This window comes from uncultured Pseudoalteromonas sp. (genome assembly GCF_963922945.1).
Taxonomy (GTDB): Bacteria; Pseudomonadota; Gammaproteobacteria; order Enterobacterales; family Alteromonadaceae; genus Pseudoalteromonas.
Genome location: NZ_CAWUKC010000032.1, coordinates 1 through 22,146 on the forward strand (window position 1 = coordinate 1; position 22,146 = coordinate 22,146).

General features: G+C 40.9%; 22 protein-coding genes. 10 read left to right on the forward strand and 12 right to left on the reverse strand.

Translation table 11 applies throughout. The features are described from left to right. Positions 1-134: 134 nt before the first annotated feature. From AABI99_RS08845 to AABI99_RS08855, 3 genes are all read right to left on the reverse strand, one after another. On the reverse strand, positions 135-563 hold the full coding sequence (locus AABI99_RS08845) for a secondary thiamine-phosphate synthase enzyme YjbQ (protein ID WP_338365302.1): 429 nt from the start codon (positions 561-563) through the stop codon (positions 135-137). Beyond that, the gene (locus AABI99_RS08850) at positions 560-1,027 is read right to left on the reverse strand and encodes a chemotaxis protein CheX (protein ID WP_338365303.1); all 468 of its coding nucleotides are present in this window, start codon (positions 1,025-1,027) and stop codon (positions 560-562) included. Before AABI99_RS08850 ends, AABI99_RS08845 begins: the two co-directional genes overlap by 4 nt. 72 nt (positions 1,028-1,099) lie before the next feature. Then, positions 1,100-1,534, reverse strand: coding sequence for a transcriptional repressor (locus tag AABI99_RS08855; RefSeq protein ID WP_338365340.1), 435 nt, complete (start codon positions 1,532-1,534; stop codon positions 1,100-1,102). Between the two features lie 94 nt (positions 1,535-1,628). On the opposite strand from AABI99_RS08855, the gene AABI99_RS08860 reads away from it, so the two are divergent. From AABI99_RS08860 to AABI99_RS08895, 8 genes are all read left to right on the forward strand, one after another. Beyond that, positions 1,629-2,249: a MarC family protein gene (locus AABI99_RS08860; RefSeq protein ID WP_338365304.1), complete on the forward strand. Its 621-nt coding sequence runs from the start codon at positions 1,629-1,631 to the stop codon at positions 2,247-2,249. An 82-nt stretch (positions 2,250-2,331) separates the two neighbouring features. Next, complete coding sequence (dusA, locus tag AABI99_RS08865) at positions 2,332-3,321, forward strand: tRNA dihydrouridine(20/20a) synthase DusA (protein ID WP_338365305.1); 990 nt, start codon at positions 2,332-2,334, stop codon at positions 3,319-3,321. Positions 3,322-3,561: 240 nt separating this feature from the next. Then, positions 3,562-4,254, forward strand: a complete 693-nt coding sequence (locus AABI99_RS08870; RefSeq protein ID WP_338365306.1) for a PspA/IM30 family protein — start codon at positions 3,562-3,564, stop codon at positions 4,252-4,254. A 10-nt stretch (positions 4,255-4,264) separates the two neighbouring features. Continuing rightward, positions 4,265-4,471, forward strand: coding sequence for a PspC domain-containing protein (locus AABI99_RS08875; protein ID WP_338365307.1), 207 nt, complete (start codon positions 4,265-4,267; stop codon positions 4,469-4,471). Between the two features lie 9 nt (positions 4,472-4,480). Beyond that, positions 4,481-4,807, forward strand: a complete 327-nt coding sequence (locus tag AABI99_RS08880; protein ID WP_338365309.1) for a hypothetical protein — start codon at positions 4,481-4,483, stop codon at positions 4,805-4,807. A 79-nt stretch (positions 4,808-4,886) separates the two neighbouring features. Further along, a complete protein-coding gene (locus tag AABI99_RS08885; RefSeq protein WP_338365310.1) occupies positions 4,887-5,399 on the forward strand; it encodes a copper chaperone PCu(A)C in 513 nt (170 codons plus the stop codon). Between the two features lie 8 nt (positions 5,400-5,407). Next, the gene (locus AABI99_RS08890) at positions 5,408-6,394 is read left to right on the forward strand and encodes a DUF2333 family protein (protein ID WP_338365311.1); all 987 of its coding nucleotides are present in this window, start codon (positions 5,408-5,410) and stop codon (positions 6,392-6,394) included. Positions 6,395-6,397: 3 nt separating this feature from the next. Continuing rightward, positions 6,398-7,165 carry a TIGR04219 family outer membrane beta-barrel protein gene (locus tag AABI99_RS08895; RefSeq protein WP_338365313.1) on the forward strand — a complete coding sequence of 256 codons (768 nt, stop codon included), beginning with the start codon at positions 6,398-6,400 and terminating at the stop codon, positions 7,163-7,165. A gap of 25 nt (positions 7,166-7,190) precedes the next feature. On the opposite strand, the gene AABI99_RS08900 is transcribed toward AABI99_RS08895, so the two are convergent. Then, positions 7,191-8,078: a TIGR03899 family protein gene (locus AABI99_RS08900; RefSeq protein ID WP_338365314.1), complete on the reverse strand. Its 888-nt coding sequence runs from the start codon at positions 8,076-8,078 to the stop codon at positions 7,191-7,193. After that, positions 8,047-8,601: an SRPBCC family protein gene (locus AABI99_RS08905; RefSeq protein ID WP_338365341.1), complete on the reverse strand. Its 555-nt coding sequence runs from the start codon at positions 8,599-8,601 to the stop codon at positions 8,047-8,049. Before AABI99_RS08905 ends, AABI99_RS08900 begins: the two co-directional genes overlap by 32 nt. A gap of 167 nt (positions 8,602-8,768) precedes the next feature. Here AABI99_RS08905 and AABI99_RS08910 point away from each other — a divergent pair, with 167 nt between their 5' ends. Both AABI99_RS08910 and AABI99_RS08915 read left to right on the forward strand, forming a co-directional pair. Then, positions 8,769-10,970, forward strand: coding sequence for an EAL domain-containing protein (locus tag AABI99_RS08910; RefSeq protein ID WP_338365315.1), 2,202 nt, complete (start codon positions 8,769-8,771; stop codon positions 10,968-10,970). A gap of 106 nt (positions 10,971-11,076) precedes the next feature. Beyond that, positions 11,077-13,263, forward strand: a complete 2,187-nt coding sequence (locus AABI99_RS08915; RefSeq protein WP_338365316.1) for a YgiQ family radical SAM protein — start codon at positions 11,077-11,079, stop codon at positions 13,261-13,263. 98 nt (positions 13,264-13,361) lie between these two features. Here the strand turns inward: AABI99_RS08915 and AABI99_RS08920 are convergent, their stop codons facing one another. From AABI99_RS08920 to lptD, 7 genes are all read right to left on the reverse strand, one after another. After that, positions 13,362-15,377 (reverse strand): methyl-accepting chemotaxis protein, encoded by a 2,016-nt coding sequence (locus AABI99_RS08920; protein ID WP_338365318.1) that lies wholly within the window; start codon positions 15,375-15,377, stop codon positions 13,362-13,364. A gap of 121 nt (positions 15,378-15,498) precedes the next feature. Next, positions 15,499-16,308 (reverse strand): symmetrical bis(5'-nucleosyl)-tetraphosphatase, encoded by an 810-nt coding sequence (locus AABI99_RS08925; protein ID WP_338365319.1) that lies wholly within the window; start codon positions 16,306-16,308, stop codon positions 15,499-15,501. Positions 16,309-16,318: 10 nt separating this feature from the next. Further along, complete coding sequence (gene apaG, locus AABI99_RS08930) at positions 16,319-16,708, reverse strand: Co2+/Mg2+ efflux protein ApaG (RefSeq protein ID WP_338365321.1); 390 nt, start codon at positions 16,706-16,708, stop codon at positions 16,319-16,321. Further along, positions 16,692-17,498, reverse strand: coding sequence for a 16S rRNA (adenine(1518)-N(6)/adenine(1519)-N(6))-dimethyltransferase RsmA (gene rsmA / locus AABI99_RS08935; RefSeq protein WP_338365322.1), 807 nt, complete (start codon positions 17,496-17,498; stop codon positions 16,692-16,694). Before rsmA ends, apaG begins: the two co-directional genes overlap by 17 nt. Further along, positions 17,498-18,487 (reverse strand): 4-hydroxythreonine-4-phosphate dehydrogenase PdxA, encoded by a 990-nt coding sequence (gene pdxA / locus AABI99_RS08940; protein WP_338365323.1) that lies wholly within the window; start codon positions 18,485-18,487, stop codon positions 17,498-17,500. The genes rsmA and pdxA overlap by 1 nt, the downstream gene beginning before the upstream one ends. A gap of 2 nt (positions 18,488-18,489) precedes the next feature. Next, positions 18,490-19,785: a peptidylprolyl isomerase SurA gene (gene surA / locus AABI99_RS08945; protein ID WP_338365324.1), complete on the reverse strand. Its 1,296-nt coding sequence runs from the start codon at positions 19,783-19,785 to the stop codon at positions 18,490-18,492. Between the two features lie 90 nt (positions 19,786-19,875). Further along, complete coding sequence (lptD, locus tag AABI99_RS08950; RefSeq protein ID WP_338365326.1) at positions 19,876-22,128, reverse strand: LPS assembly protein LptD; 2,253 nt, start codon at positions 22,126-22,128, stop codon at positions 19,876-19,878. Between the last annotated feature and the right edge of the window lie 18 nt (positions 22,129-22,146).

A 22,146-nucleotide genomic window follows, 5' to 3' on the forward strand; every position in this document is an offset into this window, starting at 1 on the left:
ATCTGTGTGCAAAAATACCCAATCACTTTGCGGGGTAAACGTGTGGCTAGCTGAGGTAAAAAGCGCTCATATAGAAAACAACTAAGTGGATTAGTATTCGGCTCTCTAACGAGTATAGAAGGGGAAATACATGTTTAAACGGTTTCGCCTTGCAAGGTGGCAATAATACGCCTAGCGCCGCCAGCGTCGCGGTGCTCACCTAAGTAAATACCTTGCCATGTTCCTAATGCTAAACGGCCATTACTAATGGGGATACTGAGCTCACAGCCAAGTGTGCTGGCTTTTATATGAGCAGGCATATCATCATCACCCTCGTAGTCGTGGCGATAGTAATGTTGGCGCTCAGGAACGAAATGATTAAAGTGGCTTTCCATATCCATGCGCACGGTCGGATCGGCGTTTTCGTTTATAGTTAAACTTGCCGATGTGTGCTGAATAAATAAATGTAGTAGGCCTACTTTGTAGTTAGTAAGCTCATTTAGTTGGGCGAGTATTTCATCGTCAATTAAGTGAAAGCCTCGGGAACGAGGCTTTAATGTAATCTGTTTTTGTTGCCAGCTCATAATTTATCAAAGCTTACTTCTATATTTGCATCACCTGCATCAGAGCTAAATGGCATAATTATTTTTTTGCCTTTGCTTTTATGAGTGATGGTGTGACCTTTACCAGCAACAACAATAGGAGTTGCCATATCAAAATCATAGCCTTTTTCGCCAAGCAGGTTTTTAGCACCACCGGTAACCATATTGGTAATTTCGCCAACCATGTCGGTCACTTCATCATCAATATTATCTGGGCGCTCGCCTAGCATGCGCTCCATGATAGTTAGCGCTAAGTTTTCATCAAAGGTAATCGAAAATGAGCCTCGTGTTTGCGGGCCTACCATACCAATCAAACCAGACACATCGCCGCAGGCTATTTCGTCTGTTTTAATACGCGGCTTACCAGGTTTTAATTGAGTTTGTGCCATTGTGGATAACACATTGATCAAAGATGATAAAAATGGATTAATGAACTCAACATTCATACTAGGTACTCTTAAAATTGGTGCTAAATTGGCTATCTAAATATGAGTATAGCTTTAAAACAAACTTTGGCTTTAGCTTCTACAAGACTCACACTTACCGTGTGCTTCAATTGTTTGCCCCGATACAACAAAGCCACTTTCTGCAGCCAAGCTGTTTAGCTCGTGAGAAATAACGGTAGAGTGTAGCTCTTTTACAAAGCCACACGTATCACAAATTAATAGCTGCACAGGGTGAATATGATCAAAATGATGGCACAGCATAAATGCATTGGCACTTTCTATTTTGTGAATAAATCCCAGCTCAGATAAAAAGTCGAGCGCACGGTAAATTGTTGCAGGTTTTGCGCCTGACTCTGTTAATTTTAATTGCTCAAGTAAATCGTAAGCTCCTACACCGCCTTGCGCGCTGGCTAGCAGGCGAAATACCTTTTCACGGATGGGCGTAAAACGCGCACCGCGGTTATCACAAACTTGTTTTGCTTTACTTACGAGTGATTCTATATTCATCATTCTCTTATCCTTACGCTACCGTGATATACTAACATACTGTGTTGTACTTGCAGCGTTTTTATTAAACACTTTTTATCTAGGAACCCAATTAATGCATGAATTAATAGCCATATTTATTTTCTTTTTTGCGGTAATAGACCCTATAGGTACGGTGCCTGTATTTATAGCTGTGACCCGTGGGGAGGATGAAAAGTTTAAACGAAAAGTCGTATTTAAAGCGGTGGGTGTATCGGCTTTGGTTTTACTCTTTTTTGTGATTGCTGGTGAGCAGCTACTAAATGCAATTGAAATACCGCTGTCGGCGTTTCAAATAGCTGGCGGGATTGTTTTACTTATCTTTGCGCTTTCTATGATTTTTGGTGAAAGTAAACCTGAGTCTGAAATTAAAAGTGTACGCGACAGCACAGAAACCGCTATTTTTCCGCTGGCCATTCCTTCTATTGCAAGCCCTGGTGCAATGCTGGGGGCGGTACTTATGACCCGTAATGAAGAGTATACGTGGGTTGAGCAAGTAACTACTTCATCAATGATGATACTTGTACTGGTTGTTGTACTTGTGTTGTTATTATTAGCAAATCATGTGCATAAGTTAATTGGCGACAGTGGCGCAAGCATTATAAGTCGAATCATGGGGTTAATTTTAAGCTCAGTCGCCGTTACAAATATACTTAACGGTATAGCGCATTATTTTGGTTTACAAATATATAGCTAACATTGATGCTAATTAGGCTTTTGTGTAAAATACAGCGCCTTTTTATGGGCGCATTTACCTTATAATCCCCGAGGCTTTTACTTTGCAAGAACGCACATTAGATAACCCAACGTTAAACAGACGCTTTTCCGTTGCCCCTATGTTGGATTGGACTGATCGCCATTGCCGCACTTTTCATCGTAAAATGAGTAAGCACGCTGTACTGTACACTGAGATGATCACCACAGGGGCTATTTTATTTGGTCGCGGCGATTATTTACACTTTAATCAGCATGAAGGGCCTGTAGCTTTGCAACTTGGAGGCTCTGACCCAGAGGCGCTTGCAAAATGCGCTAAGCTTGCCGGCGAGCGTGGCTATGATGAAATTAATCTAAATGTTGGTTGCCCATCAGATAGAGTGCAAAACGGGCGTTTTGGTGCATGCCTTATGGCAGAGCCTGAACTAGTTGCGCAGTGCGTTGCGGCAATGAAAAGCGAAGTAAATATTCCGGTTACTGTAAAAACGCGCATTGGTATTGATGAGCAAGACTCGTACGAGTTTTTATGTGCGTTAATTGAAGCTAGTCACAAAGTTGGTTGTGATGATTTTATTATACATGCCCGTAAAGCATGGCTAAATGGCCTAAGCCCTAAAGAAAACCGTGAAGTACCGCCGCTTGATTATCCTCGCGTTTATCAACTTAAAAAAGACTACCCACAGCTCGATTTAAGCATTAACGGTGGTGTTAAAACTATTGAAGAGAGCCTTGCGCATTTAGCGCATATTGACGGCGTTATGATTGGTCGCGAAGCATATAGTAATCCATTTATGCTTAATGAAGTGGATGAAAAAATTTACGGTGAGGCGGCTAATACCCAGACTCGCCACGATGTGGTGCGCGCTATGTATGATTACATAGAAGAAGAAATGCGTTTAGGTGCTAACTTTTGGCATATAGCACGCCATATGTTGGGTATTTTTCAGGGGCAACCTGGGGCGCGTGGGTTTAGACGACACCTTTCAGAAAATGGCCACGGTAAACAGGCTGATTTGTCGGTAATGGATAAAGCCTTGAGTTTTGTGCCCGAATAAATTTAAGCTGTATAGATCTTAATTAAGCCACTTTTTAGTGGCTTTTTTTGAGCCTAAAATTTAGTCAAAAGATCAAAAATTTAGTTAATTACACCTATTTATGTTCAGCTTCTGGTCACTTAAAGTTACGGTTTTTAAATGTAACTGACTGTTTTTGATATTTAATATTCTGTTTTTTACTGTTTGGCATAACTCTTGGAATCTTCTGGTTGTTATTAATTAAAACAACAGGACAAAACAATGAGTGTATTTAATCGCGTAAATGACGTTATCAAATCTAATATTGCAGCCATGCTGGATAAAGCCGAAGACCCAGAAAAACTCCTCAATCTTATGCTAAGCGAAATGCAAGAGGCACTTAACGAGTGCAGAAGCACGGCTGCTACCTTACTTTGCGAAGAAAAAACGCTTAAGCGCCAAATTGCACAGAAACAAAAAGACTTAACTTTGTGGCAAACAAAAGCAGAGCTTGCAGTGGCTAAAAACCGTGATGATTTAGCCAAGTCTGCGTTAGTAGAAAAACAGCGAGTAGATGAACAAATTACACAGAAAAATACGCAATTAGGTGCACTTAAAGCTTCGATAGAGAAAATCACGGCAGATTGTGAGCGTTTACAGCAAAAAATGGCGCAAGCTAAAGCAAAGCAAGCTCAATTAATGAAACGTCACGATCTTGTGGTGGCACGGGAAAAAGTGAATATGCAATTACAAAGCGACAAAGTTGCTAATGCCTTGTCTCGCTTTGAAATGATAGAGCAAAAAGTAGAAGGCATAGAAGCACAGGTTGATGCTTATGAGCTAACTAACACGGCGCAATCTACCGCTGAGCAAATTGAGTCTTTGGTCAAAAATGAAAAAATTGAGGCAGAGCTCGCTCGTTTAAAAGCCAGTGTTAAACACAACAACATTAATACAACAGCGCCAAGCGCTTAAGGAGTTGGATATGGGTAACTTTAAAACACAGCGCGGTTGGTACAAAGATTCACTTAATAAAAAAATATCGGGTGTATGTAGCGGCCTTGCACACCGCCTTGACTTTCCAGTGTGGTCAACGCGCTTAGTGACCATTTTATTATTTATCAGCTTTCCATTTGCGGTGGCGCTTGCTTATTTAATTGCACATTATTGCCTTGAAGAACGTAGGTACTAGGAGAAGAGTATGAAAGCCTTAGCAATATGTGTTCTCATCTATGTGTTGCTTTTTACTGATGCGGTGTCGCTAATGCATTTTGATTCATGGCAGTTCCCGTTGTGGATTGCCGATATGAGCTGGGTAGGGTTAGAGCTGGCTGGCGTACTGGTTGCTATTATTGCCGTTGTCGCCGTAGTTACTTTAGTGACCATGGGCTTGTTAGGAGCTGGGATTGTTGCCTTAGTTGGAACCGTTTTAGCGCTATTATTTGGCTCGGTGATGATTGCATGGCCATTATTATTTGTAGCGGTATTGTGCTGGTTGGTGCTCGATAACAAAAAAGTAACCTCTTAAGCCTTAATTTAACTGACTATTATTGGTTAACTATGTTAAATTTAAAGTGAAATTTTATATTTTTACAAGGAATTAAGCGATGATGAAGCTGTGTTTTTTTATGGCCTCAGCGTTAATGTTTAATGTGTTTTCGTCATCGGTTGCAGCGCATGCAGGGCACAGCCATGACACAAATGAACCTAAGCTTGAAGTAAGCCATGCACAAGTAAGGGCGTTTTTACCGCTCAGCAAATCGAGTGCAGGTTATTTTACACTTTCTAATCATGGTGGCGGAGCAGCTACGTTGACTAAAGCCACTATTGAAGGCCTAGGCCGTGTAGAAATACATGAGCATACCCATGTTAACGGTATGATGAAAATGCAACAGGTTAAGTCGGTTACAATTAAAGGCCATGAAAGCCTGAGTTTTGAGCCCGGTGGTTATCATTTAATGGTATTTGATCCACAAGAACCATTAAAAGTAGGGCAAGAACGTAAACTCACGCTATATTTTAGTGACGGTAACCGCTTGTTTACTAATGCTCAGGTGGTGTCGCTTGAGGCACAAGCAGGGCATTCAAAGCCATCAAAAAAACAACACGCTCATCACTAGGAGGATAAATGTCGCAACATAAAGGAAAAATAGTTAGTGCATTAATTGTATTGCTTATTATTTTTTACGCTATTGCAGTTTATTGGAGCATTGAGCCTGCACGCTTTAATGTTGTTGAAAACGCAAAAGAGGTCGCACAAGCTCGTAATGAAAAGGTGGTAACAGGCTATACGACTACATCCACGCTTATTACTGTGGCAAGTACTTTACTTGATAAACAAGGTGGGTATTTATCAAATGATGTCATGCCGCCAAGTGTAATTATGGATGACATGCCTGCATGGGAATACGGTGCCCTTGAAATGGTACGTGATTTAGCGCTTTCTATGCGTAAAGATTTTAGCCGCTCACAATCACAATCTACTGAACATGAAGCACTAAAAAAAGCGCAGCCACAATTTAATATTAGCTCTGAAGCATGGGCGTGGCCAAGTGCTGAAGGTGAGTACCAAAAAGGCATTGAATATTTAATTGTATACCGTTCACAAATTGCAAATGATCATGAGCGCGACAGTCAATTTTATTCGCGTGCAGATAACCTACGTAGTTGGTTAAAAGAAGCAGAAAAACGTTTAGGCAGCTTAAGCCAGCGTTTAAGTGCAAGTGTTGGTCAAGACAAAGTAAATACCGATTTAGCCGGTAACTCATCAAATACGCAAGCCACTTATTCACCTCTTCAGCAGCAGGTAAGAACATCGTGGTGGGAAATTGACGATGTATTTTATGAGTCGCGCGGAGCAACATGGGCGTTATTACACTTTTTACAGGCGGTGGAATACGACTTTGCTGATGTACTTGAAAAGAAAAATGCACGTGTGAGCTTACAACAAATTATACGTGAGCTTGAAGCAACACAAGAAACCGTGTGGAGCCCAATGATATTAAACGGGAATGGTTTTGGCTTTGTGGCAAATCATTCTTTAGTAATGGCAAATTATATTTCAAGAGCCAACGCGGCTTTAATCGAACTTAGCGAACTACTAGCTCAAGGATAAAAAATGAAAAAGTATTGTTTAGCAGCTGCCCTTTCAATGGCATGTTTAGCCCCAGCAGCACAGGCAGACACTGTATTAGGATTATATGTAGGTGTAGATGGCTGGCAGTCAGATAATGACGGTCAGTTTTCTTACAAAAGTAATGCCCCACAAGATTTTAATTTTGAAGACGAAACCTTTATTAGCTACTATGCGGCACTTGAACACCCAGTGCCATTAGTTCCTAACTTAAAGCTTAAATACACCGAGCTTGAGCTTAATGGTTCAGCAACCCTGACCGACACGTTTAGCTTTAATGGCTCAGACTATGCAGTGGGTAGAAAAGTAGATACCCTTAGTGACTTAACGCATATTGATTACATTCTTTATTACGAAATTTTTGATAACGATTTAATTTCAATTGATTTAGGCTTAAATGCTAAGCAGTTCGATGGTGAGATTACAGTTAGCTACGATAGAGATGAAGATTTAATTCAAACCGAAACTGTTGATTTGTCAGGTTTTGTACCGCTGGCATACGGCCGCGCTGAAGCAGGCTTACCATTTACGGGTTTAAGTGTATTTTTTGAAGGCAGCTTTTTAGCCATCGACGATAGCAAAGTACAAGATTACCAAGTAGGTGTTGCGTGGGAACTGATTGATAACCTAGCGGTTGATGTAGCTGTTAAAGCCGGTTACCGCTCAATGACGCTTGAGCTTGATGATGTTGATGATATTAATACCGATATTGACGCATCAGGCCCATTTGCAGGTATTCAAGTCCACTTTTAACAAGTGAACTAAATAGCGTGGTGTATTACTTATTAGTATGCCACGCTAATTCAAACTCTCCCTCCAATGCATTATTAATCAACTGCTTGTACACTTTATTTACTGGGTAATTAATGAGTTTAGAGAGCTCATCTCCGGTTTGGGTAAACTTGTAATAACTCAATACCAAGTCACTGCTTTTAGCTTTTAGTGTTACCTTTTGTGATAAGAATGAGAGTGTTAGCTCTTGGCCTGCTTTTAAAACTGCTGACTCAATCTCTTTTCTATAGAGTAAATTAAGATCCATTAGGGTTAAAATATCAGGAAAGCTGATCCCTGTTTTTCCTAAATTTAACGACACCTTGTTGCCTTTTCGTAGTAAATCAAAAAGCGAAGGCTTTTTATAAAACCCTAATAAAATAAAGTGGCTATCGTCCTTTGCATTGTAACTGCTCAGCGATACACATTTTTGTAATGCATCGGCTTCGCGTTGGGTCATATGTTTAAGTGTTTGTAAGCTTTTAATAGAAAATGTACCGGGGTTGAGTGTCTCGCCGGTTAAAATTTTAGCCCACAGTGTTTGCATAGACTCATTAGAGGTGTCTTCACATAGCGCAATAAAGCGCTCTACCCAGTCGGCATCTGGCTGCTTATTACTTGCCACGTCTGGGCAAAACCCCATAGCCTTAGCTAAAATGGTTTCTATGTTTTGCTGCTGTTTTATAAGTAGTAAATCTTGGCGCTTTTGGGCGCGTGCTAAAATAGGGTTATCGCTATTTATGTGGTACAGCGGGTTAAGTTCTCCCTTTGCACCGTAGCTTTGATCTGTACTTGGTTGCCCAGCATTTGTAGTTATTTTTTTTACGGGGTAGCCAAGTAAAGACTCAATGATATTGGCAAGATTAATTCTCGCTTGTGCTGATTTGACTGTCATTTTGATCCAGCTGTGTTTTTTGGTCGCGTAGTTGCGCCACGGTTTGTAAATTATTTAAGCCAAGTGAAATCGTATTATTTAATATATATTCATTAAAAATTGAGAGGTAACCCGAAATTAGTGGGGTATTAGTTTGGCCATTAATATTACAGGTTACATTTACCATGCCTTCTACCTGGGTGAATGTGATTTCACCTTCAATAATATGCTCATTCTTAAAAAGCGAATTGAAAACCATTTTATTTTGTGAAAGCGACGTGATAGTCATCTCTCCATACCCCCAATCACTTTGCCATGACTGATGTGCACCGATCCCTGTGCTTGGCTCGCCAAGAGAAAATGTAATAGAGGGGTCTACTTTGCCCCAAGGCGACCATGTATGCCAAAGGCCAAAATCAGATACGAGCGATTTTACAGTCGATATGCTGGCATTTACCCGTATGCTTTTAGTAATGCTGTAATTTTGTGGCAATGTTAAACCTATTAAGATAGCCACTAAAATTAATAATAGAAGCGTTTTTATAAGCGTTTTAAAAAATTTAATAGGTACACCTTTGCGATTTTTTCGATTTGAAATATAACAACTTTTTATTAATCGACTATAGTATGAATTAGCCTATAAACCAAAAATATATTTTTAGCCTATAGGTAAAAGTTTATTTATGCATTAAAACTGATAAAGGGAAGGTAATGTCGTCAGAACAAAGCGATTTTTTATTTTTAGCGCCAGACAATGAAGAAGAGACGTCTCAAGACTTAACTGATTTTTGGGATGTTCTCATTGTTGATGACGATCCCGAAATACACTCAGTCACTAAGCTTGCATTATCGGGAGTTGAATTTTGGGGGGCGGGGCTACGTTTTCATGATGCCTACTCAGGTGAGGAGGCAATTGAGATACTTAAAAATAATAAAACTATATCTGTTATATTTTTAGATGTGGTTATGGAGTCTGATGATGCAGGTTTACGCGTAGTTAAGCGTGTGCGTGAAGAGCTTAATAATCAACATGTCAGAATTATTCTACGTACAGGTCAAGCGGGCAACACACCTGAAGAAAAAGTTATTCGCGAATACGATATTAATGATTACAAAACAAAAACAGAGTTAACCCGTTCAAAGCTTGTAACATCGCTAATTACAGCAATACGCTCGTACGAACAAGTGTGTAAACTTGAGTATCAAAGCGATGCGATGAACACTATTGTTTCGGCATCAAAGTCTATTTTAGGGCTGACCGATATTAAAGTACTATGCAAAGAAATTATAAAACACTTAGGTATTATTTTAGAGTGCCAACAAGTTGGGTTGGTGTGTAGCAAACTAGATGGCGAAAATCACATACAGGTGCTTGGTGGGAGTGGTCATTACGAAAGCTATTTTGGCGAAAAGCTTGTTAATGTAGACAGTGTTGCATTTGAGCAAGTGGAACAGTGTTTTGAAACAGCAAAGCATACTCAATCCGACACAAGTGCAACCTTTATTGTAAAAAGTAAGCACCGTCAAGCTGCTATTTATTTAGAGTGTGAGTACAAACCGAGTGATGCACAATTGCAATTTGCAGAGATTTTTCTTACAAACGTGAGTGTTGCTCTTGATAACGTAAGGCTGTTTGTGAAGCTAAGAGATGCAGCCTATAAAGATGTACTGACAGGTATTTCTAACCGAACTAATTTTATAGAGCGAGTCGAGCGCTACCAAAAACCCCATGTGAATGATTATGTATTTGTATTAATTGATGTGATTGGATTTGCAGATATTAATAATGGCTTAGGGCAAGAAATTGGTAATTACTTACTTGTTGAAATTGTAAAAAGACTTAAAGATGCCTACCCCGACGCAAAACTATTATCTCGCATAGGTGCGGATGTATTTGGGTTTATTGTTCGTCAAACTGAATTTGACTTAGAGCAGCTCAATAATGTGTTAAATGTCTCTTTTAATGCGGGTGAGCATATTTTACCTATCGATTTTAGAATTGGTTTATGCCAGCAGCAAGACTTTCAAAGCACCGGATTGGATACGCTAAAAGTGGCTTATATCGCGTTAAACCAAGCAAAAAAGCTCAAATGCAAAGAAGGAGTTTATTACGATGTTGATATGCAAGATAAAATGGCTTGGCGTCTGGGTATAATTAGGCAGCTACGTCATGATTTTGCACGCGAAAAGTTACAGGTTTGGTATCAGCCGCAACTTGCACTTGATGACTTATCACTAATTGGTTGTGAGGCTTTATTACGTTGGCCATCAGAGGATGGTGGTTTCATATCTCCCGCTGTTTTTGTACCTTTAGCTGAAGATGCTGGGCTTATTGTCGATATTGGCCAGTGGGTGCTAGAACAGGCGTGCCAGCAGCAAAAACGCCTAGAAGCACTAGGCGAAGAAATATGTATAGCGGTTAATGTGTCTGTTCCTCAGTTTAAAGTAAAGGGCTATGCACAAACAGTAAAAAATACATTAGAAAAATACGGCGTTAAACCCTGTAATATTGAACTAGAAGTGACTGAAAGCGTGGTCATGGATGAGCTAGAAACGGTTATAAATACTTTAAAAGACTTAAAGGCATTAGGTGTAGAGGTAGCGATAGATGATTTTGGAACAGGTTTTTCTTCGTTAAGTTATTTGCAAAGTTTACCGCTTGATAGGCTAAAAATAGACCGTGCATTTGTAAAAGATTTACCCGATAACGATACTGGCGCTATTGCTGCTTTGGTTGTGTCGCTTGGTGCTAAGCTTGGATTAAAAACGATTGCTGAAGGTGTAGAAACACAGCAACAAGCAGAGTTTTTAAGAAAGTTAGGTTGTGATGAAGTGCAAGGCTTTATGTACGCAAAGCCAATGCCTGAACACGAGCTGTTAGCGTTCATTAAAGAGCGAAATAAAGAAACCTAGTATAAATAGCCTATATTAGTAAGGCGCGATATCTCTAGCAATGTTGTATAAATAAGCACTGTATTAGGATATAATTCGCGCCTTTTGTTATTTAATGGCCAACACTATGAGCTCCCTTAAAGCTGAACGCGCGCTATTTTCGTACCCCAAATATTGGGCAGAATGCTATGGCACCGCCCCATTTTTACCTACCACTCGCGAAGAAATGGATGCCCTTGGCTGGGATAGCTGCGACATTATCATAATTAGCGGCGATGCCTATGTTGATCATCCTAGTTTTGGTATGGCAGTTATTGGCCGTGTACTTGAAGCGCAAGGCTTTAGAGTGGGGATAATTGCTCAGCCAGATTGGCATTCAAAAGAAGCTTTTATGGCCCTTGGTGAACCAAACTTATTTTTTGGTGTAACCGCCGGTAATATGGATTCGATGATCAATCGCTATACGGCAGAAAAACGAATGCGTCACGATGATGCCTACACCCCAGGTAATGTGGGTGGAAAGCGCCCTGATCGTGCGGTGATGATTTATTCTCAGCGTTTACGTGAAGCCTATAAGGGGGTGCCTATTGTTATTGGTGGTATTGAAGCAAGCTTGCGCCGTATTGCTCACTACGACTACTGGCAAGAAAAAGTACGCCGCAGTATTTTATTTGACGCTAAAGCTGATCTTCTCATATACGGTAATGCTGAGCGTCCGCTGGTGGAAGTAGCCCATCGTATAGCTGCTGGTGAAACCATAGACACTATTCAGGACATTCGTGGTACAGCGGTGATCCGTAAAGAGCCAATCCCAGGTTGGCGTGGTAGTGATTCAACAGCAATAGATAAAATAGGTAAAATAGATCCTATACCAAACCCTTATGGCGCAGATGATGTAGGCTGCAGCAAGTCAGAATTTAAAAAAGCAGGTATTGATTTAAAAGCAGAAGCTGCAAAACCGATAACTATTCAGCCGGCACGCCCTAAGCCGTGGGAAAAAACTTACGTTAAACTCCCTGCATTTGAGCAAGTAAGTGTTAATAAGCCTTTGTACGCCCACGCATCTCGAATTTTGCACCAAGAAACAAACCCAGGTTGTGCTCGTGCGTTATTTCAGCGTCATGGCGATCGCTCTATTTGGGTAAATCCGCCAGCATTTCCGCTTGAAACCCATGAAATGGATGACGTATTTGGCTTGCCTTATCAGCGTATACCTCATCCTAGCTATGGGGATGCTAAAATCCCTGCTTACGATATGATCAAAACGTCAGTTAATATTATGCGTGGCTGCTTTGGCGGTTGCTCATTCTGCTCTATTACTGAGCACGAAGGGCGAATTATTCAAAGTCGCTCGCAAGAGTCGATCATTGATGAGATCGAGCAAATTAGAGATAAAGTGCCTGGTTTCACGGGAGTTATTTCTGATTTAGGCGGCCCAACTGCAAATATGTATAAACTGCGTTGTACAAGTAAAAAAGCAGAGAGTACATGTAGGCGTTTATCGTGTGTGTACCCAGATATTTGTAAGCACATGGATACAGACCACACGCCAACAATTGATTTATACAAAAAAGCACGTGAAGTTAAAGGCATTAAAAAGATCTTAATTGCTTCTGGTGTACGTTACGATTTAGCTGTACAAGATCCTCGCTATGTAAAAGAATTGGTCACACATCATGTGGGTGGCTATTTAAAAATTGCGCCTGAACATACTGAAGAGGGCCCTTTATCTAAAATGATGAAACCGGGGATGGGGGCATATGATCAATTCAAAGAGTTATTTGATAAGTACTCAAAAGAGGCCGGTAAAAAGCAGTACTTAATACCTTACTTTATTTCAGCGCACCCAGGTACCAAAGACGAAGATATGGTAAACATGGCGCTGTGGCTTAAATCTAACGACTTTAAGTTAGACCAAGTACAAAACTTTTACCCGTCACCTATGGCTAATGCAACCACTATTTACCATACAGAAATGAATTCGTTGCGTAATATTAAAAATAATAAAGAACAAGTTGCAGTGCCAAAAGGGGCGCGCCAACGTCGTTTACATAAGGCTATTTTGCGCTATCACGATCCTTCAGGTTGGCCAATGATCCGTGAAGCCCTGCGCAGCATGGGTAAAGCTAATTTAATTGGTAAAGGCCCTAATTGTTTAGTGCCCGAAGAAGGTCGCAATGAAAAAGCTCTAAAAGGCAGCGGCAAAGGCAAAGGAGGGCGTCCAGCTCTAACGCGCCACACTGGGTTTAACCAATTTAAAAAGGCGAATACAAAGCCTAAGGTGGGGGCTAATCGTCAGCGCTCAGCTAGGTAAATTACAGTAAGTAAAAACCCGGCACAGTATAACTGTGCCGGGTTTTTTAGTACTTTAATTTAGTCCCTATAAAGGCTCACTATTTAAATCAATTAGGGTTATACCTTAAAATTTTCTACCGAAATTCTGAGCTCTTCCGCTAGTTTTGCAACTTCGGAGCTAGAAATATTCGTTTGATTCGCACCTTCAGCGGTTTGCTCTGCAATAGTCACAATTGACTCTAAGCGCTCACTAATTTCTTGTGAGACTTGTTGCTGCTCTTGCGCTGCGGTAGAAATCTCTTCGCTTACGTCGTGAGCTTGCGATACAGCAAGCGTTATCGAATCTAATGCACTGCTAGCTTGATCGCTTTGCTCAACACATGATACCGCTTGCTGTTTACCTTTATCCATGGCTGTTACAGCCGCCTCAGCACCGCTTTGAAGCGATTCAATCATAGACTGTATTTCTTGTGTCGACTCTTGTGTTTTACTAGCCAGTGAACGTACCTCGTCCGCTACTACCGCAAAGCCACGGCCGTATTCGCCAGCACGCGCCGCCTCAATGGCAGCATTTAGTGCAAGTAAGTTCGTTTGCTCAGCTATGCCACGAATAACATCTAAAATGCTTCCTATAGAAGCGCTATCTTGGTGTAACTTATTAATAACACTAGCAGCATCATCAACTTCACGGGCAAGCTGTTCAATAGTTTCTTTATTTTGATGAGATATCCCTTTAACACGCTCAGCTTCTTTATCGGCATTTTTAATTTCACTAAGTGCTTGTTGGGCGCTATTGCTAACTGTTTGCGAGGTACTGCTCATTTCTGTAGTGGCTGTAGCCGCTTGCTCTACTTGCGCTTGTTGGTTGCGTATCGCTTGGCTTGATTCGCTTGTAATCGCAGACGTTTCTTCAGAGGCCGCTGCTAATTGAGTTGAGCGTGAAATAATACCCTTAATTAAGCTTCGTAGGCTATCAATTAACGTATTACAGCTTTTTGATAGCTCACCAAATTCATCTTTTGCAGAGTCATCTAAGCGCTGGGTCATATCGCCACTGGCTACTATATCTAAAACACGATTAACCTCAGCCAGTGGTTTAGTAATTCTATTAACAGTAAGAATCGCGATAGCAATTGCTATTAATGTTGCGATGATCATGCCTGCCCATGTCCACAGTGTCGCAGAGTCTACATCCTCGCGTACACCTTCTTGTAACTTAAAAGCCACAGTGCTTGCTTGCGTTACTAAATCATCAATTTGCGACAGCGCCATACTTGTGGCTTGCTCTGACTGGGCCAGTTCTTTTTCAGTAAGCGCTATGGCATCAATTAGGCGCTGCTTGTTGGCTGCTAGGCTATTATTGCCGTTGATATTTTCTATCAGTGTATCAACATATTCTTGTAAATCGTTATATAGGTCGTTGTTATTTTGCTCTATAGCAGGTTTGATTAAAGCTAAGGTCCGAATTACCTCATCCAGGTAGTAAGCTTGTTCATTTTTAACAATATCTAAAGTGTTTGTTGTTTTAACAGTGAGCATATCGGTACTGTTACTTACCACCGAGATAAAATTGTTTTCTAAGCTATTGGCAGCTTGATAAGCGCGTGGGTGATTTTGCTCAAAGTTATCAATATCAGTAATATCAAGCACCACAGAATTGGCATCTTCAGCTGCAATTTCTATTGTTTCTAATTGTGCTATTAGGCTCTTATTAAGCGCGAGTTGTTTATCTTTGTCGGCTAGCAGATTTTCTACTGTTGTTAAAAAGCTTAAGTAAGTTTTTTCTACAGCTTGGCTTTTTTGACTCAGTGATGCGTCGTTTTTTACCACTCGTTGCAGATCAGCATGAAGCGAATCGAATTTGGCTTTTTGCTCAAGTACTTTTTGTTTTATCGGGCTTAGCTGTGTGCTTGAGGTAGTATAAAAACTTGCTTGCGCTGCTTTACTCATTAAAATAAATTCAGCCTGAAGTTCGGCGCTTTTATTTAGAGCGGGGAGGGATAGTTGGTTTACTTGTTGGGTGGAGCGATCAATGCTCGCTATTTTTATTAAGGAGTTACCACCAATTATTATAAGCAATGAGGTGATAAAGATAAAACCACACCATATACGTTGGCTTACTGTTAGGTTCATATGAATTTCCAATTAAAGTACTTCAATCACATCTTATCGGCTTTTTAACCAATAAGTTAAGCAATTAATTTTTATTAATTTAAATTTAACATATGTGATGGGGTTTTACAGTTTATTTAGATTAAAGCGTCGATTTTTCTACTATTTTATGCTGAGTTTGTAAATCCATTAGTGTCATCGACCCGCCCCACACGCACCCTGTATCTAAAGCATGAACGTGATCAAGTTGCGTAACACCTTCTAGCGCCGCCCAATGGCCAAAAATCAGGTTATTTTCTAATGATTTAATATTAGGGTGTGCAAACCAAGGTGTTAATGATTTACTGTCGTTAATTGTGCCTTTTGCACTAAGTTCTAACGTATTACTACTTGTTAAAAAGCGCATGCGGGTAAAGTAGTTAACAATGTACCTAAATTTATCAAAATCGTTTAATTTGTCATGCCACACGTCAGGGTGAGGCTGATACATTTTTTCAAAAAAGTCTTTAGCATTGGCCGACTGATAACAACGCTTAGCAAACTGTGCGTGTTTAAGCGCACTTTTTATAGACCAGCTAGGGTTTAGCCCAGCGTGCGATATAAAGCTTTGGTGCTGTGCTAAATAAAGTGCAAGCGGTTGAGTTTGCAAATAGGTGATGTAACTTGGCAGTTTTTTACTATCAAAAATAGCGCCGAGTTTGTCTTTTGGATTAATTGGCTTATTAAGATAGTGACAGGCAATCATGTGTAAATCATGATTGCCTAGGGTAATGGTCATACTATCTTGATGGCGATAGATGTAATCTAGGCAGGCTAGTGAATCAGGCCCACGTGCAACGATATCGCCAACTAGGTAAAGGTGATCTTTGCTTGGATTAAAATCAACTCGCTTAAGCAAACGGCTAAACTCTGTAAAGCAGCCTTGTAGATCACCTATTGCGTAATCAGCCATAACGCTTTTACTAATGTAAAATGTTAGGGCACGCTAAACGAAATACGTCTATAGGTGCTTCAAACTCAGAGCCAAACTCATTACGCAGAGTGTAGTGTCCCTGCATTGTGCCAACCGGTGTATCTAATATTGCGCCGCTGGTGTATTTGTAAGTTTCGCCCGGACCTATCACGGGGGTTTCGCCCACAACGCCTTCGCCCTCTACTTCAACCTCTTTGCCATTGGCATCAGTAATTAACCAATAACGACTCAAAAGTTTGGCGCTGCAAAGGCTGTGGTTTTTAATTGTTACTGAATAGGCAAAAACGTATTTTTCTAGCTCTGGCTGAGATTGCCCTTCAACATAAAATGTTTCTACCGAGACTTTTACAGGGGAGCCTATATTACTGCTTGTTGTCATAAATCCAATTAGCTATATCAATAAATTGTTGTAACGTTAAGCTTTCAGCACGTAAGCTCGCATCAATACCTATGCTTGCAAGCTCATCGGCGGTGAGTAAGTTACCTAAACTGTTACGCAGGGTTTTACGGCGCTGATTAAATGCTTCTAAACAGACAGTGTTTAAAATTTTAACGCTTTTAGCGGTACGTTGCTCAGGCTTTTTAGGAATAAGGCGAATCACCGCTGAGTCTACTTTAGGTGCTGGCTTAAAACACTCTGGTGGTACTTCAACCACGGGCATTGCATGACAGTAATATTGTGTCATCACACTTAAGCGGCCAAATGTTTTGCTGCCTGGGCCTGCAACCATACGTTTTACAACTTCTTTTTGCAGCATAAAATGCATGTGTTCAATATGGTCGGCAAATTCAAAAAGGTGAAACAACAAAGGCGTAGAAATGTTGTAAGGCAGATTACCAAACACTTTTAACTTTTTGTCATCGCGTACCATGCTTGCAAAGTCAAATTTCATTGCATCACCTTGGTTTACGCTCAACTTAGGACCTAAAAAGGGGTGCTCAATTAAACGTTGCGCTAAGTCTTTATCTAGCTCAACAACGGTTAAATGGCCGCTTAAATCGGCAACAGGTTCGGTAATTGCACCTAAACCTGGGCCAATCTCTACTAGATTGTCTTGCGGTTTAGGATCGATTGCCGTGACGATTTTATCAATGATAGACTCATCAAATAAAAAGTTTTGCCCAAAACGTTTACGGGCGCGGTGTCCTAAATGTACTTTATCGGTCATTAATTTTGTGCTTTTTCATGGGCGAGCTTAATTGCTTCGCGGATCGCTAATTCAAAACTGCCAACTTCAGCGTCACCGGTGCCAGCTAAGTCAAGCGCAGTACCGTGATCAACCGAAGTACGGATGAATGGTAAACCTAAGGTTATATTTACCGAGTTACCAAATCCTTTGTATTTTAGCACAGGTAATCCCTGATCGTGATACATAGCAAGTACTGCATCAGCTTGTGATAGGTATTTATCTTGAAATAGTGTATCGGCAGGAAGCGGGCCGATTAAATTCATGCCTTGGCTATTTAAAAGCTCGAGGGTAGGCGAAATTGTTTCTATTTCTTCAGTGCCTAAATGACCGTCTTCCCCCGCATGAGGGTTTAGTCCACATACTAAAATTCTAGGTTGCTCAATGCCAAACTTAGTTTGTAAGTCATGGTTTAGAATACCAATAACTTTGCTCAGCCGTTCTTGAGTAATTGCACGCGATACATAAGCTAGCGGAATATGCGTTGTTACAAGGGCAACACGTAGACCTTCGGTCGCTAGCATCATTACTACATCAGAGGTGCCTGACTGCTGAGCAAAGTACTCAGTGTGGCCACTAAACGAAATACCAGCTTTATTAATAATCCCTTTATGGACAGGGCCAGTAACAACGGCATCAAAAGTGCCGTCCATATTTTTTTCGCTGGCGATGCGCAAGGTATCTAGTACGTATTGGCCGTTTAAATCATCGAGTTCGCCTAATTTAACGGGGGTACCTAAATCAACTTGATGAATATAAATACTTCCTGCTGGTGCAATCGCGGCAGGCGCATTTTCGTCAAAATCAATAAGCTCAATATTAAGGCCTAAATGTTTAGCACGTTCTTTTAATAACTGTTTATCGGCTATCACGACGAGTTGAGCTTGCCATTGCTGCTGCGCAAGTTGCAGCAGCAAGTCAGGGCCAACTCCCGCAGGTTCACCTGGGGTAATTGCTATTCGTAATGTCATAATTACTCGTCTATAGGAAAGATTTCAACATGGGCTTGCTCACGCATTTCTTGCTGCCAGTTAAAGCTTTCTTCTTTAAATTTACGATTAAACAGCATACCGTGCGCACGGTTGCGTTTGGCCAGCTCCGTTTTATCGGCTACGCGCTTATCTAAAAGTTGTACTATGTGCCAACCAAACTGCGTTCTGAATGGCTCACTAATCTGGTTTTTATCAAGCGATAAAAGCGTATCTTTAAATGCAGGTACATACGTTGAAGGATCAGTCCAATCATATTCGCCGCCTTTGAGAGCCGAACCTGGATCTTCTGAGTATTCTTTAGCAAGTTCAGCAAAGTCGGCTTCCCCTGCACGAAGATCTTTGGCAAACCCAGCAAGCATGCTGCGTGCTTTTTCTTCACTTAAAATAATTGAAGGCTTGATAAGAATATGGCGTGAGCGAACTTCGGTGGTTTCTACCACTTGGCGGCCACGAACATCTTGCACCTTAATTATGTGAAAGCCAGCTCCAGAGCGAAGTGGGCCAATAATGGCATTTTTCTTTTGCCCTTTCACAGCTTCAGCAAATAACGAAGGCATTTCGTTAATACTCATATAACCAAGTTGTCCACCTTCAAGTGCCTTAGAACCGCCAGATGATGAAATCGCGATGCGTTTAAACTCTTGGCCGTCGTTCAATAACTCAATTACTTTGTCGGCGCGGGTTTTGGCACTCGTGATCTCATCGGGTGTAGCATCATTAGGAATATCAATAAGGATGTGACCAATATCATACTCTTCAGTGTTTTGACCCTGGCTTTCCATTATTTTTAATAGGTTATCGACTTCTTGTTGGCTAATGTAAATACGGCGATCTACATTTGCACGCGTCACTTGTTGTGTGGTGATCTCTTTACGAATTTCTTCACGATAAGCTTGAAAACTCTCACCTGCCGCTTCAATTGTTCTACGCAGATCGGCAATACTGCCACCTTGATCTTTGGCCATATTAGCGAGAGTTTGGTCTAACTGACTGTCTGAAATTTCAAGCCCCATACGCTCTGCCATTTGCATCATTAGCGTTTGGTTAACTAAGCGCTCAACCGCTTGTATACGAAGTGTTTCGTCTTTAGGAAGTTGCTGGCCTTGTTCTGCAGCTTGTTTTTTAACACGATTAATAATGGTGTCTACTTCACTTTGTAAAATTACGCCTTGGTTTACAACACCAATTACTTTGTCGATTTCCTGTGGGGCGGCAAATGCGCCATGGCACAAGCTTAAGCTTAAAATAGCTGTTGATAATAGTTTTTTTAAATTCATATTCTTTTTACTACTCTTCTAATAGTACTGCTTTAAATAGGCGTATTGCATTTTAAGGTTTTAAAGTATCACCTTAATTGCTTGTTTGCCTTAATTATTAAGAAAATACGGTCTACGGTAGCCAAAAATACCTTGTTGTAATAATTTTTGAGCATCGTAACGGCTCTTACTGCCCAGTCCTTTGAGAACAAAGTTTAAACTGATACCAGAATCAAACGTAGCTTGCTGCTGTCCGATAGACTGATTTAAATCGGTTTCAATCTGGCGATGGCCAGTAATTTGGATTGCCCAACAGCATGATTCATACTGTAATCCGCTTAAAAATTCGATGCTGCGATTATTTTCAAGATCCCTATGGTAGCTTGCGATAAACTGCCACTGATCACTGATTGGGATACTTGTAAATACACCCGTTTGCTCGATTGTATTTCCTGAGACATCATTTGCATAGCGATGGTTCAATTGAACAAGCTCATTATTGTCACCTTTGTAATCAAGCGTGACATTTGACTGGATCATTTGCTTACCATCGGTGTCGTATTGCATACCCGCTGATAAGTACCAACGGCGGTGCCAATGTAGCATGGTTTGCGCTGCAAAAAGCGCGTTGTAATTGGTCTGTGAGTCTAAACCTTGCTCGGTGGGTTTAGCTGAATCGTTTAGATAAAAAATTTGGCCCGCACTGAAGTTAAATACTTCTTCGTGTTTTTTATCAAATAACCGCGTTGTAGCACCTAGTGTAAACTGGTTTGCAGCTGCAATGCGGTCTACACCCGAAAATCGTGTATCTCTAAACAAGCCAAAAAAGTCATCTTGTAAGCGAGTAGTGTCAAACAAGCCTATCTCAGATTGATCCTTATTTGGTGTATATAAATACTGAATTTGTGGTTCTAGGGTTTGAATGCCCTCTTCAAAAAAATAGGCGGTGTCGCGTTCAAAATTAAGCTGCGAATACAAGCGTATTTTAGGTAAGGTACGTGAAACGCTATCACTAAACTGCGTACCTGTTAAATTACCACTTTGCTTGTAGTTCGTTTGTAATAAGCTCACTTCTGATAGAAATGACCACGCATGCGTTGCATAATCAAAGCGTGCTTTTGGTTCTATGTGTACACGGGTTGCGCTGTCGATAGCAACTTCAGATGAGTCATTAGTAAAATGGCTTACCTCACCAGAAACACTAAAATCAAAGTTATCTAAGCGCCATGGAGCCGTTTGCGTAAAACTTATTTGCGGAACCGCAGTATACGATTCTAAGTGATCGCCCAGCACTTCAAAGTTTTGAAATTTAATATCAGTACGCCAGGTTTCGCCAAGGTGAGTAACCGAGCCAGTACGATATAGCTGAGTATCAGTTTTATTTGCGTAATTAGAGTTTAAGTCGGTAATGTAGTTATCATCGCTAACATTGGTTACATCGACATTAGCACGCCAATTTTCTGATAAATAACTTTGTTGCTGCCAGTGAAACATGTAGCGCTCATCAAGGCTTGGCTCAGAATCATCGCTATCTAAATATTCAATACCGACTAAGCCTTCGTGTTTTTCGCTAAGGTATCTAAATTCTGTTTGCAGTTGTAAGCCAATACGCGACATATAGCGAGGCGTAATAGTGGCATCATAATTTGGTGCAATATTCCAATAGTAGGGGGTAACGGTTTCAAGACCGTAACGGTCGGAGCTCGAAATACTCGGTGTTAATAAGCCTGATTTACGTCGTTCATCCAGTGGAAACGTGAAGTAAGGTAAATATAAAACGGGCGTATCAAGAATGCGTAAAACAGTATTGTAGGTTTCGCCCCAGCCTTCTTCGCGAGAGAGGTTAATTTCGTCGGCTTCTATTTCCCATACCGGTGTATCGCTAGGACACGTAGTAAAGCTTGCATTCATTAACAATAAGCCAGACTCATCAACAGTGAGTTTTTCGGCGCCACCTTTGCCTTGTTGCTCGCTTAGGCTGTAATCGGCACCCAATAGGCTTATTTGTGAGTTATTTAAATCTGCATTTAAACCTGAGCTGTTTACTTTGCTTACACGGTCTTGATAAATAATTGGGCCCGTAGCATTAAGTAAACCGCGTTGTTTATCTATTAGCGCAGTTTGTGCGGACAAACTCATATCAAGGGTGTTAATATCAACATTGCCGGTAAATTCAGCGCTTTGTGTGCCTAGGAGCTCTACATCATCAGCTTGTATATCAACTGTTCCCACCGCTAAGTTGGGCAGAGGTTGCCAAGCTCTGGTTTGCATTGAAATGCCACATAAATTGTGTGTCAGTTCAGTTTCGGCAAGCGATGGTGCGCTAACTACGCCTAGCATCAATATGCCCCAGGTTTTGCTCATTTATCGACCTTAATGCTC

What these genes read in the sequence shown, in the direction of transcription:
- apaG (WP_338365321.1), bottom strand. Translation starts at nt 16,708, where the DNA reads ATGACAACAAGCAGTAATATAGGCTCCCCTGTAAAAGTCTCGGTAGAA.
- AABI99_RS08900 (WP_338365314.1), bottom strand. Translation starts at nt 8,078, where the DNA reads ATGACAGTCAAATCAGCACAAGCGAGAATTAATCTTGCCAATATCATT.
- AABI99_RS08855 (WP_338365340.1), bottom strand. Translation starts at nt 1,534, where the DNA reads ATGAATATAGAATCACTCGTAAGTAAAGCAAAACAAGTTTGTGATAAC.
- AABI99_RS08925 (WP_338365319.1), bottom strand. Translation starts at nt 16,308, where the DNA reads ATGGCTGATTACGCAATAGGTGATCTACAAGGCTGCTTTACAGAGTTT.
- AABI99_RS08910 (WP_338365315.1), top strand. Translation starts at nt 8,769, where the DNA reads ATGTCGTCAGAACAAAGCGATTTTTTATTTTTAGCGCCAGACAATGAA.
- AABI99_RS08885 (WP_338365310.1), top strand. Translation starts at nt 4,887, where the DNA reads ATGATGAAGCTGTGTTTTTTTATGGCCTCAGCGTTAATGTTTAATGTG.
- AABI99_RS08850 (WP_338365303.1), bottom strand. Translation starts at nt 1,027, where the DNA reads ATGAATGTTGAGTTCATTAATCCATTTTTATCATCTTTGATCAATGTG.
- AABI99_RS08870 (WP_338365306.1), top strand. Translation starts at nt 3,562, where the DNA reads ATGAGTGTATTTAATCGCGTAAATGACGTTATCAAATCTAATATTGCA.
- AABI99_RS08845 (WP_338365302.1), bottom strand. Translation starts at nt 563, where the DNA reads ATGAGCTGGCAACAAAAACAGATTACATTAAAGCCTCGTTCCCGAGGC.
- surA (WP_338365324.1), bottom strand. Translation starts at nt 19,785, where the DNA reads ATGAATTTAAAAAAACTATTATCAACAGCTATTTTAAGCTTAAGCTTG.
- AABI99_RS08920 (WP_338365318.1), bottom strand. Translation starts at nt 15,377, where the DNA reads ATGAACCTAACAGTAAGCCAACGTATATGGTGTGGTTTTATCTTTATC.
- pdxA (WP_338365323.1), bottom strand. Translation starts at nt 18,487, where the DNA reads ATGACATTACGAATAGCAATTACCCCAGGTGAACCTGCGGGAGTTGGC.
- AABI99_RS08915 (WP_338365316.1), top strand. Translation starts at nt 11,077, where the DNA reads ATGAGCTCCCTTAAAGCTGAACGCGCGCTATTTTCGTACCCCAAATAT.
- AABI99_RS08860 (WP_338365304.1), top strand. Translation starts at nt 1,629, where the DNA reads ATGCATGAATTAATAGCCATATTTATTTTCTTTTTTGCGGTAATAGAC.
- rsmA (WP_338365322.1), bottom strand. Translation starts at nt 17,498, where the DNA reads ATGACCGATAAAGTACATTTAGGACACCGCGCCCGTAAACGTTTTGGG.
- AABI99_RS08890 (WP_338365311.1), top strand. Translation starts at nt 5,408, where the DNA reads ATGTCGCAACATAAAGGAAAAATAGTTAGTGCATTAATTGTATTGCTT.
- AABI99_RS08880 (WP_338365309.1), top strand. Translation starts at nt 4,481, where the DNA reads ATGAAAGCCTTAGCAATATGTGTTCTCATCTATGTGTTGCTTTTTACT.
- lptD (WP_338365326.1), bottom strand. Translation starts at nt 22,128, where the DNA reads ATGAGCAAAACCTGGGGCATATTGATGCTAGGCGTAGTTAGCGCACCA.
- AABI99_RS08875 (WP_338365307.1), top strand. Translation starts at nt 4,265, where the DNA reads ATGGGTAACTTTAAAACACAGCGCGGTTGGTACAAAGATTCACTTAAT.
- AABI99_RS08895 (WP_338365313.1), top strand. Translation starts at nt 6,398, where the DNA reads ATGAAAAAGTATTGTTTAGCAGCTGCCCTTTCAATGGCATGTTTAGCC.